Below are 16,890 nucleotides of genomic sequence, written 5' to 3'. Positions count from 1 at the left end.
AATGGGACGATTCTCGCGCTCGAGATTCCCATTTTGGGAATTTTTTTTGTCTACGGTGGATTGTGCACCGATCGGGTTCGTGAAATGCTTTAGGGGAATGGAAAATCGGCAAGGATCGTGCTATAATGAACAATCGTATATTAGTACAGTAGATAAAAAGAAGGGAAGCATCATGGCTAACGATATTCGGATTTGCGATAAATGTAATCATATTCGTATGAAGACGATGGTACCGAAATTGCAAAAGCTCGCACCGGACGCCGACATCAAAATCGGCTGCAAATCGTATTGCGGCCCTTGCGGCAAAAGAGCGTTCGTATATATTAACGGCCGTTACGTGAGCGCGCCGACGGAGGATGAAGTGCTGGTCAAGGCCGCCCCGTTTGTGAAAAAACCGAAACTTTAGAAGACGGCTGGTTGGGGCTGCCGGGAAATTGAACCGGAAAACGCGGCCAATGGATTGCCGCCGGGGCTTATGCTCCGGCGTTTTTTGCATTTCGCTTGACATGTTCATGACTTCATTTTAAAATCTAACCAGTTAGTTTATTTTAGTGGAGAAGATGATGATGACCGAAAGAAAGAAGAGGACTTACGATGCCGCCCGCACTAAAGCGATCATTCTTGATGCGGCGGAAGAGCTGTTTGCGGAACATGGATACTCCGCTACGCGAATCGATGCGATTGCTGATGCGGCGGGCTATAACAAAAGTCTTATCTATCAGTATTTTAAAGATAAGTTGGGACTTTATACGGAGGTGGTCAAGCGGGCGGACCTGTTCGGAAACAAAATGTCGGAAGAGCGGGTTGGGGACCTGCTTAAGGATGAGACAACCGCTTCGGACCCGGACAAGTTCCGACAGCTGCTTGAACAGGTGATTGACTTTTCCTATCAGCTATTGACGGATCATCCCCGTTATTTGAAAATATTCGCCTGGGAAGCCGCTGAGAACTGGAAGACGTGGAAGCAAATCGCCTACAATCCGGATGATGATTTTCCCCGGTTGTATGAATTGACCTTGGCGGCGAAGAAGAATGGAATAATCAGACGGGACATGGAACCGATGATGGTGCCGATGATTCTGATGAATACGGTAATCCCTTTCCTCCAATCTTTCCGGAGATTTAGCGAGATTTTTCCGGATGACCGTATGCCGCCGATGACGCAGGAACAGTTTAGAGAACAGATCGCAAAATTCGTTATTTACGGCGTAATGGAGCCAAGTATCCTGTAGCTTAGGGAGCTTGGCCATATTTTCGCTTTAAATATAAATAACTAGTTAGATTAAATTGGAGGACGGATGTTATGAGATTTCAGCAAAAGGTCGTTATTGTTACCGGAGGAGCCGGCGGGATCGGCGCCGCGGCAGCCCGATTGTTCGCGGGGGAAGGAGCCAAGGTGGCTATTGCCGATTTATCCGAGGAAGGAGAGATGCTGGCGGATGAATTAACAAAAAGCGGACTTGTCGCAAGTTTTATAAAAACGGACGTGACCCAAGAGGGTGAGGTCGAGCGGATGGTGGAGAAAACCGTCGAACGTTACGGCAAGCTGGATATTCTGTTCGCCAACGCCGGTGTCGGGGCCGATGGCCCGACGGACCAGTTAAGCCTTGAGGATTGGAAGCTTGCCGTTGATATAAACCTGACCGGTGTGTTTCTTTGCAACAAATACGCGATCAAGCAAATGCTGAGCCAGGGGAACGGCGGCGCGATCGTCAATTGCGGCTCGGTCCACAGCCATGTCGGGAAAGCGAGAGTCAGTGCATATGCGGCCGCCAAAGGCGGGGTCAAAATGCTGACCCAATCTACGGCGGTAGCTTACGCGGCCAGAAATATCCGCGTAAACGCCGTATGTCCGGGATATGTCGATACGCCGATGATCAACCGCTTGGGCGAGGAGGTCAAGAACTACCTCATAGGTTTGCACCCCGCAGGCCGATTGGGTACGGCTGAGGAGATCGCTAAAGCGGTTCTGTTTCTGGCCAGTGACGACGCTTCATTCATCACAGGAACCAGCCTGATGGTGGATGGGGGATATACGGCGGTATGACGAGCATGCGGATTTTTTATTTTTCGGGAACGGGCAACTCGCTGTTTATCGCCCAGGAGCTGCACAAATCGTTTCCCGAGTCTACCGTTGTACCGATCATCCAAGTAACGGACTATTCCATTAAAGCCGATGTCGTGGGTTTCGTTTTTCCGGTTCACGCGTTTACGATGCCGGCGCCGGTTAAATATTTTTTGGAGAAAATAAATCTGGAGCAGCCCTCCTATCTTTTTGCCATAGCCACGCGGGGAGGCTCTCCCTGCCATGTGTTTCGGGATATGGATCGTCTGCTTCAAAAAAAAGAAAGGGCGCTGAACGCCCACTGGTTTATCGATATGCCCAACAATTTTTGCCATATCGCGGATACGCCCGATCAGGCGCTCATAGAAAGATTGTGCGCGGAAGCGCGGGTCAAGCTGGAACCGATAGCGGCAGCCATCGGAAACAGGGAAGAAGTGCACGCGACGAACTCGGAAAAGTCGTTTTGGAGAAAAAAGCTGCTTTTTCCGGCTTTGTCGGTGGTCTTGCGCAAAACGGATTATCTGCATACGGACAAAAAATTTTATGCCGACGACCGTTGTATCGGATGCGGCCTGTGTACGAAAGTGTGCTTGTCCGGGAAAATTGAGCAGCAGGAGGGCAGGCCGATTTGGAAAGAAGGGACGGAATGTTATTTTTGCTTCGCCTGCATCAATTATTGTCCGCGCCAAGCTATCCAAATCCGGAAAACCAAATCGATGACCAAAGGCAGGTACCGTCATCCGCTATACACGGCGCATGATATAGCCCGGCAGAAGGGCGGAACGGAGAGAAGACGAAGCGGCTGCGCGGAAAGCGGAGAAGTTTAAGGTGAGCCAAGGCCGACCAGGTTTCAAGCGGAACCCGGCCGGCCTTTTGCCACGTTACAGATGGTATTCCTGAGCTGCCGTATTCTACAACTGAGGAATCAAATCTTCCGTAATCAGTCTGTCCGAAATTTGCAGCTGTTTCTTGGCGCGCTCGTACGGAACCCGGCACGGTTCGATCCCGGTTTCGGTTCGGGTAGCGAGTTCATAGCAGGCGCCGTTCTCGAACAGATTGTCCGGGGACGGAATATAATACAGTTTCCCGTCGGTAAAGGCGCCGGACCGGAGAACGACAAAAGGGGTCCCGGACGCGAACAGGTTGTTGCCCATCATATAGTACCCGTCCGTGGGGACGCCCAGCAGATGCAAAAGCGAAGGAGCCATATCAAGCTGGCCCGACGGCCTGCTGTCCACGCCGGCTGCTTTGCCGCCGGGCAGATGCACGAGCAGGGGGACCTGATTCATGATTTGATGCATATCAAGCTCGGTCAGCGGCCTTCCCAAAAAGCGCTCGTAGTCTTTTTTATCCGGAATGGAATTATCATGATCGCCGTACACATACAGGATCGTATTGTCCCAAATCCCCTTCTCCTTCATCCCCTCGATCAACTGGCCCAAGGCTGCATCGGCGTAATGTATCGATTCGAGATAATTGCCGAAGATCGTATCTTTGAACTCCCCGGTATCCAGTTCTCTGACCGAGGCGGGAAGGGAGTACGGATGATGGCTGGAGAGCGTGATCAAAAAAGAATAAAAAGGCTGCGATTCCTTGCTCATCAGCTCCAGCGATTGGCGGAAAAACGATTTGTCCCCCAGCGACCAGCCTAGCGGCTCGTCCATGGTGAAGTCCTTTTTGCTGTAAAAATGGTCATACCCCATCGCTTTATACATGTTGTTACGGTTCCAGAAACTGCCCTCGTAAGCATGGAAAACGGCGGTTTCGTATCCGCGTTCTCCCAAAATTTGCGGCAGGACGTCATAGCGGTGATCGGGATACCGCACGAAGACCGAGCCGGTGGGAAGCGGGTGCAGGGAACTTTGGGAGGAGAAATCGGCATCCGAAGTCCGTCCCTGTCCTGTCTGATGATAATAATTGCTGAAATACAAGCTTTCCTTCATCAGTTTATTGAAATTCGGCGTGATCTCCCGTCCGCCGATTTCGCGGCCGATCATGAAGTTCATAAAGGCTTCCACCTGTACGACGAGAACGTTGCTGCCCCGGTAGGCGCCGAAACTCTCGTTGGTTTCATTGCGGGCCTCCGCTTGCTTCGCGAACCAGTCCCGCATCTCGTTCTTTTCCTGCTCCGTCATCCTTGTTTCACCGCCCATATGCTCCTTTGCATACCGGTAGATGTCGTAGCCGTGAAAACCGAGCAGCCCGGTCACATTGTACAGCGAAATATTCCACCAGCCGCCTTCAAAAAGCCCCGTGGCCCATGTTTTCGTATAATGGCGGATCGGACCGAACGTGAGCACGAAGCCCAAGGCAAAGACGGCGAGTCCCCCTACAAAACGGGAGATCGGCTGGGTGCGGTCTTTCGCGCGATTTTTGAAGCCGGCGGTGGTTCCCGATTTTTTTTCCAGGCGTCGATATCCCGGCATAACGCGCATAACCAAAACGAAGACCAGCCATAATAGCCAGTCGGCCGCAAGCCAGAGATCGGAGAGATGCAGGAGGGAGCGGATGCTCTCTCCCAATTCCCCCACTTGGCCCGCTTGAAACAGGACGGGCACGGTGATGAAGTCCGCAAAATAGCGGTAATAGACCAGGTCCGCGAAAATCAGCACGGTCAGCAGCACGTTCAAGACCGCCAGAGCGATCGTCCGGCCCCGGCGCGGGAGCCATAGCGTCCAGAAGGAAGCCAGCATCAGCGAACCGGTCGCGATGAGATGGTCGAGCTTGTTCATATCTATATTCTGGGCGTGGAGGTTGGCGTGCAACAGTTTAAGTTTCAACAATAGGACGACGATGAACAGGACGTACCCCGAATGACGCTTCAGTTTTAAAAAGACGGCCATCAATTAGACGCCCCTTTCCGAAAAAATGGAGAAACCCTCCACCCGAAGCTTAATGCCGCGGGGGAAGGGGTCCGAGATACTGCAGGTATTGGCATTCAATCCGTCCGTTGAACAATTTGCGCCGTTTGTCGGCTTTGCGCTGAAAATCATGCTCGAACTGTTTGGTCGGCGTCAGTGCGAAGAAAGACCAGGTCGGCAGCTCGGCGTATACGCGGCCCAGCTGGCCGATCAACCGGCGTACTTCTTTCTCTTCCCCGATCCGTTCGCCGTACGGGGGATTGGTGATCATCACGCCGTACTCTCCCTCCGGCTGGATTTGGACAGCCGGCAGAGTCTTGAAGGCGATCTCCTTGGCCAGACCCGCGCTCTTGGCCGCGGCCTGGGCAATCTCGATCGCCTTCGGATCGATGTCGCTCCCCGCGATATTCAGCGGAATATCGTCCTTCACGGCATCGATCGCTTCCTCGCGAGCCTCCTGCCACAGCGGCTCCGGCAGAACCGGCCAGGCCTCGGAGTTAAAGGTGCGCCGCAGGCCCGGCGCGATATTCCAGCCGATCATCGCGGCTTCGATGGGCAGTGTGCCCGATCCGCAGCACGGATCGTAAAACGGCCGCGACGGGTTCTGATGCCAGCGGCTGAGCAGGATCATCGCGGCGGCCATCGTTTCCTTGAGCGGCGCTTCCGTAGCCACTTTGCGGTAACCGCGCTTGTGCAGCGCCGGGCCGGTCGTGTCGAGCGTCAGCAGGGCCTTGTCGTTCAGCAGATTGATCTCGATGACGTAACGCGGTCCATTTTCCTGGAACCAGTCGTTGCGGTAGGTCTCCTTCAACTTCTCGACGACGGCTTTTTTGACGATCCCCTGGCAGGCGGGCACGCTGCTGAGCTGGGATTTGTGCGATCGGCCTTCGACGGGAAACTCGCCGTGAACCGGAATCCAGTCCTGCCAGGGCAGCGCCTTTGTGCCTTCAAACAATTCGTCGAAGGTGAGCGCGGTGAATTCGCCCATCTTGATCAGAACCCGATCGGAGGTGCGGAGCCACAAGTTGCAGCGGCAAATATCGTACAGGTCTCCTTTAAACGTAACCCGGCCGTTTTCCACGACCATCTCCTCATAACCCAAATCTTTAAGCTCGCGCGCTACGACGGCTTCAAGCCCCATCGGCGCGGTGGCGATCAATTCCAATTGTCCTTGTCCCGGCATTTCTGTTTATCAACTCCATGTTCATTGGTTTGGCAACTCGATCGGCAAGTTTAGCAAGATGATTTCTCCATCTACCCAAGCTTAGCCGCTGATTAACGGGAAAATCTCCCGGTAATTTTCCTCTCGATGGCCCTTGGATCGGATTTTGCTGGAAAAGTTCCATCTATTTCACGTCCTGATCACCGCTTTTGATAAATTCAGGCGATTTAGCTGGAGCTTTTCCCGCTAATTGTTTCCGCAGCCGCATATATCCCAAAATAACGGGAACTATTCCCGCTATTTGCACCAGCGCTGGATTAACCTGAGGGGTCCATGGCTGTACCCGCCTCCCTTTGAAGCCGGGCGGGTGGATAAGGGTCGTTTGCGGCGGCATTTTGTCGAATTTGGCTCTTTGATGTGAAATAGCGGTCTTTTGGGGCCTCACGTCGCCCGATTCTCTTGTGGTTCCCGTGTAAAAACCATACAATTCAGTATAGGACAATGTCTATGAAGATACAAACCGAAAATCGCGAACGGACAAGGAAAAAGGAGTGTGCGGGAATGATAACCCCTGAACAATACAGTGAGGATTTATATCGGGAGGACGAGGTTCTCAGGAAGGTGACCGAGTCGATTAAAGAGAGCGGGATGAACGACGTGTCGATTGCGCCGGGGTACGGGCGGCTGTTAACCCTGCTTGCGACCGTCTCCAAAGCCCGCTCCATTCTGGAGATCGGCGTGCTCGGCGGGTACAGCGGAATCTGCCTGGCCCGCGGGCTCGCGGAGGGAGGCCGCCTTCTGTCCCTGGAGCTCAAGGAGGCCAACGCCGCTCTGGCCAGACGGAATCTGGAGGCTGCCGGTTTTGGCGGGCTTGCGGAGTATATGGTGGGTCCGGCTCTGGACAGCCTGGAGCGGTTGGCGGAGCGGGGAGAGCAGTTCGATCTGTTTCTGATCGATGCCGATAAGGAAAACTACCCCGTCTACCTGGAATATGCCATCCGGCTGGCGAAGCCCGGGGCGATTATCGCCGGCGACAACACCCTGCTCCGCGGACGAACGCTGAACCCGGACAAAAACGGCCCATCGGTTCAGGCCATCCGCAAGTTCAACGAAATGATCGCCACCGACGAGCGTCTGCTCAGCACGATGCTGCCGGCTTACGACGGTCTGGCCCTTGCTATCGTGAAGTAGCCGCCTTCGCGAAGAGCGGAGCAGGCGCAAAAAGCCCGCCCGGTAATTTAAGTATATCGGGCGGGCTTTCCATGTCCGTCGCGTCTATTTGAACGCGGCGTGTTTCGGATGAGCGTAGAGCTTCCAGCGAACCCAGGCGGTATTGACCAGCAGCAGGATACCGGAGACGATAAAGAGGCCTTCGATGCCGATGAAGCCGGAGAGAAAGCCTCCGATCAGCGAGCCGAGCATGTTGCCGAGGGCCAGCGTACTGCTGTTGAAACCGAACGCGCGGCTCTCCATTCCGTCCGGCGTGTAGAAGCGGATGAGCGCGTTGACGCTGGGCAGCAGGCCGCCCATGAAGACACCCATCAGGAACCGCACGAGGATAAGCTGCCAGACGGATTGCACGAACGCCTGCGGAATCAAGGTGATGGAGGCTCCGATCAGGCAGAAGGTCAAAATCCGGTGCGCCCCGACCTTGTCGCTGACGCGGCCGAGGATCGGGGAGGTGATCATGTTGGAGATCCCCGTGACGGCGCTGACGAAACCGGCCCAGAACGCCACATCCGTGGGGACGCCGTGAAGCTTCTCCACGTAGATCGGCAGCAGGGACATCGGGCTCAGCATCGCGAATTGCAGCAGGAAGGTCACGGCGAAGAGCGCCGTGAGCTGCGGCGTTTTGTTCAATTCGACAAAGCCTTGCAGCACCGAGATTTGCGGGGTATGCGCCGCCTCTTCGCGGTCGAAGTTTTCCCGCACGAACAGCCAGGCCAGGACGGAGGCCAAGAACAGCAGAGTCCCGGTGATGTAAAAGATCGGGCGAAAGCCGACCCATTCCGCCAAAAGTCCCCCGATCAGCGGGCCGAGAATGGTTCCGGCCACGTTTCCGGACTGGATCGTCCCCATGGCGAAGCCCATCCGTTCTTTGGGCGCGGTGCCCGATACGAGCGAGACGGCGGCCGGGTTGAACCCGGAGATCGTCCCGTTCAACAAGCGAAGCGCCAGCAAATGCCAAGGCGCCGTGGCAAAGCCCATGAGGGATATAACGATCGCCATTCCGAAGCCCGAGCGCAGCAGCATGATTTTTCGTCCATATTTATCGGCAAGCTTGCCCCACAACGGCTGAAAAATAAAAGATGTAGCAAAGTTGGCGGCAAAGATCATCCCGGCCCAAATGCCGATCTCGTGCTCGCCCTGAACGTTTAGGTTTCTGGCCAGATACAGCGATAAAAACGGGGTGATCATCGTCATTCCCGCGTTGACCAGAAATGAGCCGAACCAAAGCACAATGACATTGACTTTCCATGATTTCAAAGTGCTTTCACTTCCTTTCCGAATAACAGGCATTTTAAACAATTCTTATAAGTATATCACAATTTCGACGGGCCGCCCGGGCCGCTCTGTCATACGATTGTCATGGGACAAACCGGTGTGACAGTTGTTACTTACTTTTAAAAAGGGCATAATATATATTAGAGATTTAAGATTGGAGGCTATACTCGTGGCTTATAACGATCGGTTTATCCGCGCCTGCCGGAAGCAGGAGGTAGACCGTCTTCCGGTTTGGTACATGCGTCAGGCGGGAAGATACGATCCGGAATACCGGAAGATTAAAGAGAAATACAGTCTGCTCGAAATTTGCCGGCAGCCCGAGCTTGCGGCGGAAATTACGATGATGCCGGTGCGCAAGCTGGGCGTGGATGCGGCTATTTTGTATTCCGATATCATGAATCCGGTTGCTTCAATCGGCATCGATTTTGATATCGTTAAGAATATCGGACCCGTCATCGACAATCCGATTCGAACGCGCGAAGATATCGAGCGCCTGAAACCGATCGACGTGGAAGGGGACCTGTCCCACATTCTGGAGACGATCAAGCTGTTGGACAAGGAGCTGGAGGTGCCCCTAATCACGTTTGCCGGCGCGCCCTTCACGATTGCCAGCTATTTGATCGAAGGTCGTCCGTCAAAAAGTTACATACGCACGAAAAGCCTCATGTACGGGGAACCCGAGCTTTGGGATAAGCTGATGGCCAAGCTTGGCGATATGGTCATCACCTACTTGCGAGCGCATGTGAACAGCGGCGGCAAAGCGTTCCAGCTGTTCGACAGTTGGGTCGGAGCGCTGGCGCCGAAGGATTTTGAACGTTACGTCCTGCCTACGATTACCCGTATTTTTGCCGAACTTGACGATTTGGATGTACCGAAAATCTATTTTCCCGGCGTTAGCTCCGGTGAACTGCTGCCTACCTTGACGAAACTGCAGGCGGATGTGATCGGACTTGACTGGCGGGTATCGATTTCCGAAGGGCGCCGGCGTCTGGAAGGGAAGTTTGCCGTACAGGGCAATCTCGATCCGTACATCCTAACCGCCCCTATGGATACCATTAAACAGTACGCCAAGGAATTGATCGATCAGGGGACGGAAGCCCCCGGGTATATTTTTAACTTGGGGCACGGCTTGTTCCCCGAGGCCTCGCTCGAGAAGCTTCGCGAGTTAACCGATTATGTACACGAATATTCGGCGGAAGTGATCGCACGTCGGGCTCATGTCCATTGATTTGAAACGGTATCATCACATGAACTTATAGAGGTGAACAATCGTGACAACAACCAAAATCGGCGTACTCGTCATGTCTTACGGCACGCCGCAAAGCCTGGACCAGGTTGAATCGTACTACACGCATATCCGGCGGGGGCATCCGCCTACGGCCGAGCAGCTCAAAGAACTGAAAGACCGTTACGAAGCTATTGTCGGCGGGGTTTTTCCGCTGCGGGCCAATACGGACCATCAAGTGGCCTCGCTGCAGGAGACGTTGAACCGGCTCAATCCTCACAAGGATAAACAATTCGTTTGCTATCAAGGCTTAAAGCATGCGTCGCCGTTTATCGAGGACGGGGTTGAGGCGATGGCGAAGGACGGAATTACGGAAGCGATTGGGATTGTTCTGGCCCCGCATTACTCCGTCATGAGTGTCGGCGGTTATATCAAGCGGGCGGAAGCGAAGGCCGGGGAAGCCGGAATCGCCATGAAATTCGTACGCGACTATCACCTGCATCCAAAACTGATCGAAGCGTTGGCGAAGCGGGTATCGGCGAAGCTGGATCAGTTCGAGGAAGCCGGAGCGGTCCGGGATCAAGTGAGAGTGCTCTTTAGCGCGCACAGTCTGCCGGAACGCATTCTCGCAATGGGCGATCCTTATCAGGATCAGCTTTTGGCCACTTCCAAAGCCGTTGCCGATCAAGCGGGCGTGACCTCCTGGCAGTTTACCTGGCAGAGCGCCGGCCGAACGGCCGAACCGTGGCTGGGGCCGGATATTCTCGATACGCTGCGCACGCTGAGCCTGGAGCAAATCGAGGACGTTCTGGTCGCGCCGGTCGGTTTTGTCTCGGATCATCTGGAGGTGCTGTATGACCTCGATATCGAGGCGAAAGCGATCGCCAAAGAGCTGGATATGCGGCTGGAGCGCATCGACTCGCTGAACAGCGACCCGCTGTATATGGAGACGCTGAGCGATGTTATTTTCCAGGCATATGCCAATAACTAAGCGCTAGCGCCACCTGACACGGGGCCGTCTATATAAGTCTTTTCGCCTGGACGCAGCGGGTTGAATCCGGGCCCGCAATTACCGCTAGCCGTTTCGCGGAAATAGCGGTCTTATGGGCCGGTATTTCTGCCCGATTCGCTTTTGCGGGTAAAATAGCGGCGTAAATGGCCCTAATTCACCTCCCGGGCTGTCAAAGGGTAACGGGTGAGCTGCACCGAAAATGATAATCTGTTAGCTTGGAAATGCAGAAGTCATAATTTTGCTCCGAACAGGGCCCTTCGCTTATAAAATAGGCGAGGGGTTCTATTTATTTCCGGTTAGCTGATATAATAAAATCAATCATGCTCAATGATGTAAGGCTAGTATGGGGGAAAAGGAGTAGAACATGTATCCACCACGTTCCGAGAAACACAAAAAGAAGAAGTCGGAAAAACAGCGGAGGCAGATCCGCTTTTGGATGGGGGTCAATGTATCCCTGATTTTAATTATCGCCGTATTGGGGCTGTACTTCGTTCTCGGCGAACGAGAGATGAACGGCACTTCGGGGGAGGATTCGGGTCAGGCGGCGGGCGCGCCGGCGGGAGAACAAATCCCGGGGAATGACGAGGCAAGCCGGACCGATGACGAGCCTTCAAACGGGGAACCGGCTTCGCCCGAAGAAGACCGCAACCCGGAAACTGCCGCGAACGATGAGCCTTCAAAAGATCCGGCCAAGGTGGACGAACCGCAAACGGTAGGTGAAGATGAGGCAGGTTCCGAAGCGGATCGCGAACGGGAGGTCGACTCCGGAGAGCGTCTGCTGATTCATTTTGCGGGGGATACGATCTTTTCGAGCAAAGTCGCTGAGAAGCTGGAAAAGGAAGGCTACGATTACCCTTACCGGTATGTCAGGGACTTGTTTCAGAACGACGATCTCAGCGTCGTGAATCTGGAAACGCCCGTGACGGATGGGGGGACGGCGGCCGAGAACAAGACGTTTGTGTTTAAGTCATCGCCCAAGGCGCTTCCCGAGCTGGCAAAGGCCGGGGTGGAGGCGGTCAATCTGGCGAACAACCACACCCTGGATCAAGGGGTGGAAGGACTTTTGGATACGATAGCGCATTTGAAGGAGAGCAAACTGCACTTTGTCGGAGCGGGTAAGAACAGTACGGAAGCCTATGCCCCGGTATACATCGAGCGTAAAGGCATCGTGATCGCGCTGTGCGGCTTTACCCGCGTCATCCCCGAGAGCCACTGGGCGGCGGGCAAAGGACCGGGGGTCGCGGCGGCGTACGATGCTTCGCAGGCCGTTAAAGCGATCCAAAGCGCCCGGAAGAAGGCGGATTTGGTGCTTGTCTCCGTTCACTGGGGCAAAGAGCGCACCACCAAGCTGGAAGAGCACCAAACTTCGCTGGCCCATCAATTTATCGATGCCGGCGCCGATTTGGTGATCGGCGGTCATCCGCATGTGCTGCAGGGGCTGGAAAATTATAAAGGAAAATGGATCGCTTACAGTACGGGGAATTTTATTTTCACGAAATCCAAGGATCCGAAAACCTGGGAGACCGCTGTGTTTGCCGCGGAATGCAGCCGCAGCGGGAATTGCGACTTGAAGCTGATCCCTTACAAAACCGAGCTCGGCCAACCCGTGCCAATGACGGAGGAGGAGGGAGCCAAGCTGTTGAAAGAGGTGGAGAGCTTCTCGCCGGGGGTCTCGATCGGGGCTTCGGGCAAGGTAAGTTTGGCGAACGGCTCCGAATAAGCACACAGGAGGGAGCGTGAAAGGATGTCCAACCCATGCGTAGCTCACCGGGGATTTTCCAGCATTGCGCCGGAGAACACGCTGGCCGCGATTTCGCTGGCGATGGAGCAGCCTTTTGTACATTGGGTGGAAGTGGATGTTCAACTGTCCAAAGACGGCGTTCCCTTGCTGATACACGATTTCACATTGAACCGGACGACCAACGGCCGGGGACCGGTGAAGGACAAAACCTGGGCCGAGCTGCAGACGCTCGATGCGGGACGCTGGAAGTCCAAAGCATACGCGGGGGAAAAACTCGTCAGCCTGGATCAGTTTCTTGATAAAATACAGGGACGGTTACGGGCCAATATTGAAATAAAAACGCAAGGCAATCTGTACCCGGGGATCGAGGAGAAGGTTATCGGCGCGATCAAAAAGCGGCGGATGGAGCAGGAGGTCGTTCTCACCTCCTTTGAACCTCGAATTTTGGCCAAGGTCAAGGAAATCGGGCGGGGGATTCGGACGGGTCTGATCATCGACGGGTATCCCAAAGATTTATTGCTGCGTCTGCAGCTGCTGGAATGCTCCTTTCTTTCCATCGGTTATCGTCATCTGACCGCGGAGCTTGCCGGAAAAGCGGCAAAGCGGGGAATCGAGGTCATGGCCTGGACCCTGGATGACGCCCGCCGGATGCGCAAGGTGGCGGACATGCACAAGGATATCCTCCTCTGCACCAATCGCCCCGATATATGGCGGAAAGCGATCGGCGACCGGGAGGAACAGGAGAAGACCTGAGCACAGTAGGTCTAACTTATAAAGACAAATCGGGAGGCGTTAAGGGATGAACAAAATGATATCGAACGTGTACTGTGTCGGCCGAAACTACCGGCTTCATGCCGAAGAGCTCGGCAATGAGGTGCCGGCGGAGCCGATGATCTTTTTGAAGCCGTCGCACGCGGTCGTTTCGATGAACGGTACGGGGATTTCGCTACCGGAAAACCGCGGTGAAATTCACTACGAAACCGAACTCGTTCTACGGATCGGCCGTTCTTATGAGCCGGGCATGACCGTGGACGAGCTTGTCGATGTGATGGCCTTCGGCATCGACTTTACGCTGCGGGATGTACAGAGCGAATTAAAGAAGAAAGGTCATCCCTGGACGGCGGCCAAAGGCTTCAAAAACGCCGCTCCCCTAACGCCTTATCTCGCTTTTCCGGGGACGGTGCAGGTTGCCGAGAACGATTTTACCTTGCGCAAAAACGGGGAAGTCGTTCAGCGGGGAAACGTTCGGAATATGATCTTTTCTCTGCAGCAGATTGTGGATTATATCGCGGACCGGTACGGTCTGGATGAGGGGGATCTGATTTTCACGGGCACGCCGGAAGGGGTAGGGCCGGTGGTTCAGGGGGATCGCCTTGAAATCTCATACGGACCGGATTTGTTGGGCAGCTGTGAAATCGTATCCGGTCCGCAGGCCAAACAATGACGGACTGGATCGTAGGGGCGCTCTGCGCCCTTTTGGTTTCCGGGGCGGCCTATCGTAAACAATCGCTGTCCCTTTCGGGAATGATCGCGGCCGCGGTGATGGGCACCGTGTATTATGCGGCTGGGAATTTGTTCTGGTTCGGTTTGCTGCTGATCTTTTTTATAACTTCCACGGCATTCTCCAAATTTCGCGGCGACCGGAAACGGGAGTTGGAGAAATCCTATGCCAAAACCGGACGCAGGGATGCCGGTCAGGTGTTTGCCAACGGCGGGATCGGGATGCTGGCCTGCATCGGTAACGCGCTTTGGCCGAATCCGGTCTGGGCCTGGTTCTTCGTAGGCTCGATGGCCGCGGTAACCGCCGATACGTGGGCGACGGAGTGGGGCGGACTAAGCAAAACCCCGCCGCGGTCGGTGCTGACCTGGAAGCCGCTTCCCGCCGGGACCTCCGGCGGCGTATCGCGGCTGGGCAGCTTCGCCGCGCTGGTCGGGGCGCTGCTGATCGGCGCGGCCGCTCAGGTTTTGCTGGATTTGACGGCGGGCGGGAGCGGGTCGAACGGGACGGCCGCCTATTTTGCGTCTTTATGGCGCTGGACCGTGATCGGCGGCGTAGCCGGTTTTACCGGCGCCTTTGCCGACTCCCTGCTGGGGGCGACCCTGCAGCGGATGCAGCGCTGCCCGAAATGCGGCAAGAGCGTGGAAGTGGACACGCATTGCGGCACCGCTACTTTGCCGCTGCGGGGCTTGCGCTGGATGAACAACGATGCCGTGAACATACTCAGCGCCCTGGCTGCAGGTTTTATCGCCTGGGGGCTTGGCGTCATGCTGACTTAGAAAGTGGGAATAACGATGAATATTTTGACTGCGGAACAACTCGGAAAAAGCTATGGCGAGAAAATCCTGTTTCAGGACGTTTCCTTTGGCATGGATGAACATGATAAAATCGGCGTCATCGGCGTAAACGGAACCGGAAAATCCACGTTTCTGCGCGTCATCGCCGGCCTGGAACCGGCGGACGAAGGAAAGGTGTCGGTGAACCGGGATACCCGAATCACCTTCCTGGCCCAGAATCCGGAGTTCGATCCGGAGATCTCCGTCTTGCGCGCCGTCTTTCAACACGGCGGTCCGGAACTGCTGGCCGTCTCTTCCTACATGGAAGCGATCGAGGAATTGGAGCTGCATCCGGAAGATACCGCGCTGCAGTCCAAAGTCTCGAAGCTGAGCCAGGAGATGGACCGGCTGGGGGCTTGGAGCCTGGAGAGCGAGGCCAAGAGCGTGTTGTCCAGGCTCGGCATCACCGAGTTCGGGAGAAAGATCGGCGAGCTCTCGGGTGGTCAGCGGAAACGGGTGGCTTTGGCCTCCGCGCTGATTGTCCCTTCGGAACTGCTCATTATGGACGAGCCGACCAACCATATCGACAACGCCTCGGTGGCCTGGCTGGAAGCCTATTTGCAGAAACGCCGCGGCGCCCTGCTGCTGATTACGCACGACCGGTATTTTCTGGATCGCGTGTGCAATGTGATGCTGGAGCTGGACCAAGGGCGATTGTTCCGTTACGAGGCGAATTACAGCCGCTTTCTGGAGCTGAAAAGCGAGCGCGAAGAACGGGAAGCGGCGTCGGAGCAAAAGCGCCAAAACCTGCTGCGCAATGAGCTCGCGTGGATCCGGCGCGGCGCCAAGGCCCGTTCGACGAAGCAGAAGGCCAGAATCGAACGGTTTGAGAAGCTGCAGAACATGAAAGTGGAGCACAAAAGCGAGGCGCTGGATATCTCGGTGGCTTCGGCCCGTTTGGGCCGCAAAATCGTGGAAATCTCCGGGCTGCGCAAGTCGGCGGGGGAACGTCTGTTGATCGGCGAGCTTACCTACACAGCCGTCCCCGGTGACCGGGTCGGCATCATCGGACCGAACGGCAGCGGCAAATCGACGCTGCTGAACATGATCGCCGGTCGCGTGAAACCGGATGCCGGCGAGATTGAGCTGGGGCAGACCGTCAAGCTGGGGTATTTTACCCAGGAGCATCAAGAGATGGACGGGAAGCAAAGGGTCATTGAGTATATTAAGGAAGCGGCGGAGGTCGTCGAAACGGCAGACGGGACCAGAATTACGGCCGCCCAAATGCTGGAGCGGTTTCTGTTTCCACCGGCGATGCAGTGGACGCCGATCAGCAAGCTGTCCGGCGGGGAGAAGCGCAGGCTGTACCTGCTCCGCGTGCTGATGGGAGCGCCGAACGTGCTTCTGCTGGACGAGCCCACCAACGATCTGGACATCCAGACCCTTACTGTTCTGGAGGCTTATCTGGATGAGTTTCCGGGCGCCGTCTTCGTAGTATCCCATGACCGTTATTTTTTGGACCGGACGGTGGACAAAATTTTTGCGTTTGAAGGCGGCGGCCGGGTAGCCATCCACGCCGGCGACTATAGCGAATACGAGGAGCGCACGCAAGGCGGTCTGTCCGGGGCAGCCGCCGATCCGGCGGCGAAGCCGGGAACGGAGACCGGGGCTGGACGCAAGGTCGCCGGGAAGCGGGAAGAAACTTCGGCCGTCCCGGCGGGCAGCGGGGCTGGGGCTGGAGGAAGCGGTAAGGATCCTGCCCGCGGGGAGAAGCTGAAGTTCAGTTACAACGAACAGCGGGAATACGAGACGATCGATGAAAAGGTGGAAGCCGCCGAACAGCGGCTGGCCGCGTTGACCGAAGCGATGGCGGAAGCGGCCAGCGATGCCGTGAGACTACAGGAGCTGATGCGTGAACAGCAGGAGGCGGAGGCCGAGCTGGAGGGGCTGATGGACCGCTGGGCCTACCTGAACGAGCTGGCCGAAAAGATCGAGCAGCAGCGGAACGGGTAGTCTTGCCTTCCCACATCTGGAAAACAATGCTA

At 55.5% G+C, this 16,890-nt stretch carries 15 protein-coding genes; 12 read left to right on the top strand and 3 right to left on the bottom strand.

The annotated features are described in order from the left end of the window. The first annotated feature begins 172 nt into the window (after nucleotides 1–172). The 4 genes from FRY98_RS04160 to FRY98_RS04145 all read left to right on the top strand — a co-directional run bounded on the left by FRY98_RS04160 (nucleotide 173) and on the right by FRY98_RS04145 (nucleotide 2,892). The gene (locus FRY98_RS04160) at nucleotides 173–406 is read left to right on the top strand and encodes a YuzB family protein (protein WP_148450462.1); all 234 of its coding nucleotides are present in this window, start codon (nucleotides 173–175) and stop codon (nucleotides 404–406) included. Nucleotides 407–566: 160 nt separating this feature from the next. Then, nucleotides 567–1,232: a TetR/AcrR family transcriptional regulator gene (locus FRY98_RS04155; RefSeq protein WP_170287023.1), complete on the top strand. Its 666-nt coding sequence runs from the start codon at nucleotides 567–569 to the stop codon at nucleotides 1,230–1,232. A gap of 71 nt (nucleotides 1,233–1,303) precedes the next feature. Next, nucleotides 1,304–2,047 (top strand): SDR family NAD(P)-dependent oxidoreductase, encoded by a 744-nt coding sequence (locus FRY98_RS04150; RefSeq protein WP_148450460.1) that lies wholly within the window; start codon nucleotides 1,304–1,306, stop codon nucleotides 2,045–2,047. Next, nucleotides 2,044–2,892 (top strand): EFR1 family ferrodoxin, encoded by an 849-nt coding sequence (locus FRY98_RS04145; protein WP_148450459.1) that lies wholly within the window; start codon nucleotides 2,044–2,046, stop codon nucleotides 2,890–2,892. The genes FRY98_RS04150 and FRY98_RS04145 overlap by 4 nt, the downstream gene beginning before the upstream one ends. Nucleotides 2,893–2,976: 84 nt before the next feature. On the opposite strand, the gene FRY98_RS04140 is transcribed toward FRY98_RS04145, so the two are convergent. Next, the gene (locus tag FRY98_RS04140) at nucleotides 2,977–4,908 is read right to left on the bottom strand and encodes an LTA synthase family protein (RefSeq protein WP_148450458.1); all 1,932 of its coding nucleotides are present in this window, start codon (nucleotides 4,906–4,908) and stop codon (nucleotides 2,977–2,979) included. Between the two features lie 49 nt (nucleotides 4,909–4,957). After that, entirely contained in the window at nucleotides 4,958–6,109 is a 1,152-nt protein-coding gene (locus FRY98_RS04135) for a THUMP domain-containing class I SAM-dependent RNA methyltransferase (RefSeq protein ID WP_148450457.1), read from the bottom strand. Between the two features lie 540 nt (nucleotides 6,110–6,649). Here FRY98_RS04135 and FRY98_RS04130 point away from each other — a divergent pair. Next, nucleotides 6,650–7,279 (top strand): O-methyltransferase, encoded by a 630-nt coding sequence (locus FRY98_RS04130; protein WP_148450456.1) that lies wholly within the window; start codon nucleotides 6,650–6,652, stop codon nucleotides 7,277–7,279. 84 nt (nucleotides 7,280–7,363) lie between these two features. Here FRY98_RS04130 and FRY98_RS04125 read toward each other — a convergent pair whose 3' ends face one another. Continuing rightward, nucleotides 7,364–8,608, bottom strand: coding sequence for an MFS transporter (locus tag FRY98_RS04125; protein ID WP_211373257.1), 1,245 nt, complete (start codon nucleotides 8,606–8,608; stop codon nucleotides 7,364–7,366). A gap of 154 nt (nucleotides 8,609–8,762) precedes the next feature. On the opposite strand from FRY98_RS04125, the gene hemE reads away from it, so the two are divergent. From hemE to FRY98_RS04090, 7 genes are all read left to right on the top strand, one after another. Then, nucleotides 8,763–9,821 (top strand): uroporphyrinogen decarboxylase, encoded by a 1,059-nt coding sequence (hemE, locus tag FRY98_RS04120; protein WP_148450454.1) that lies wholly within the window; start codon nucleotides 8,763–8,765, stop codon nucleotides 9,819–9,821. Between the two features lie 43 nt (nucleotides 9,822–9,864). After that, nucleotides 9,865–10,809: a ferrochelatase gene (gene hemH / locus FRY98_RS04115; RefSeq protein ID WP_148450453.1), complete on the top strand. Its 945-nt coding sequence runs from the start codon at nucleotides 9,865–9,867 to the stop codon at nucleotides 10,807–10,809. Between the two features lie 385 nt (nucleotides 10,810–11,194). Further along, nucleotides 11,195–12,550 carry a CapA family protein gene (locus FRY98_RS04110; RefSeq protein ID WP_148450452.1) on the top strand — a complete coding sequence of 452 codons (1,356 nt, stop codon included), beginning with the start codon at nucleotides 11,195–11,197 and terminating at the stop codon, nucleotides 12,548–12,550. 24 nt (nucleotides 12,551–12,574) lie between these two features. Further along, nucleotides 12,575–13,324, top strand: a complete 750-nt coding sequence (locus FRY98_RS04105) for a glycerophosphodiester phosphodiesterase (protein ID WP_148450451.1) — start codon at nucleotides 12,575–12,577, stop codon at nucleotides 13,322–13,324. A 46-nt stretch (nucleotides 13,325–13,370) separates the two neighbouring features. After that, nucleotides 13,371–14,015, top strand: a complete 645-nt coding sequence (locus FRY98_RS04100) for a fumarylacetoacetate hydrolase family protein (RefSeq protein WP_148450450.1) — start codon at nucleotides 13,371–13,373, stop codon at nucleotides 14,013–14,015. Next, the gene (locus FRY98_RS04095; RefSeq protein ID WP_148450449.1) at nucleotides 14,012–14,848 is read left to right on the top strand and encodes a DUF92 domain-containing protein; all 837 of its coding nucleotides are present in this window, start codon (nucleotides 14,012–14,014) and stop codon (nucleotides 14,846–14,848) included. The genes FRY98_RS04100 and FRY98_RS04095 overlap by 4 nt, the downstream gene beginning before the upstream one ends. Before the next feature lie 15 nt (nucleotides 14,849–14,863). Next, on the top strand, nucleotides 14,864–16,858 hold the full coding sequence (locus tag FRY98_RS04090) for an ABC-F family ATP-binding cassette domain-containing protein (RefSeq protein WP_148450448.1): 1,995 nt from the start codon (nucleotides 14,864–14,866) through the stop codon (nucleotides 16,856–16,858). The last annotated feature ends 32 nt before the right edge of the window (nucleotides 16,859–16,890 follow it).

The sequence above is a fragment of the Paenibacillus faecis genome (genome assembly GCF_008084145.1).
Classification (GTDB): Bacteria; Bacillota; Bacilli; order Paenibacillales; family Paenibacillaceae; genus Fontibacillus; species Fontibacillus faecis.
The sequence above is the reverse complement of the archived record's forward strand: the minus strand, read 5'-3'. Positions and strand labels throughout refer to the sequence as shown.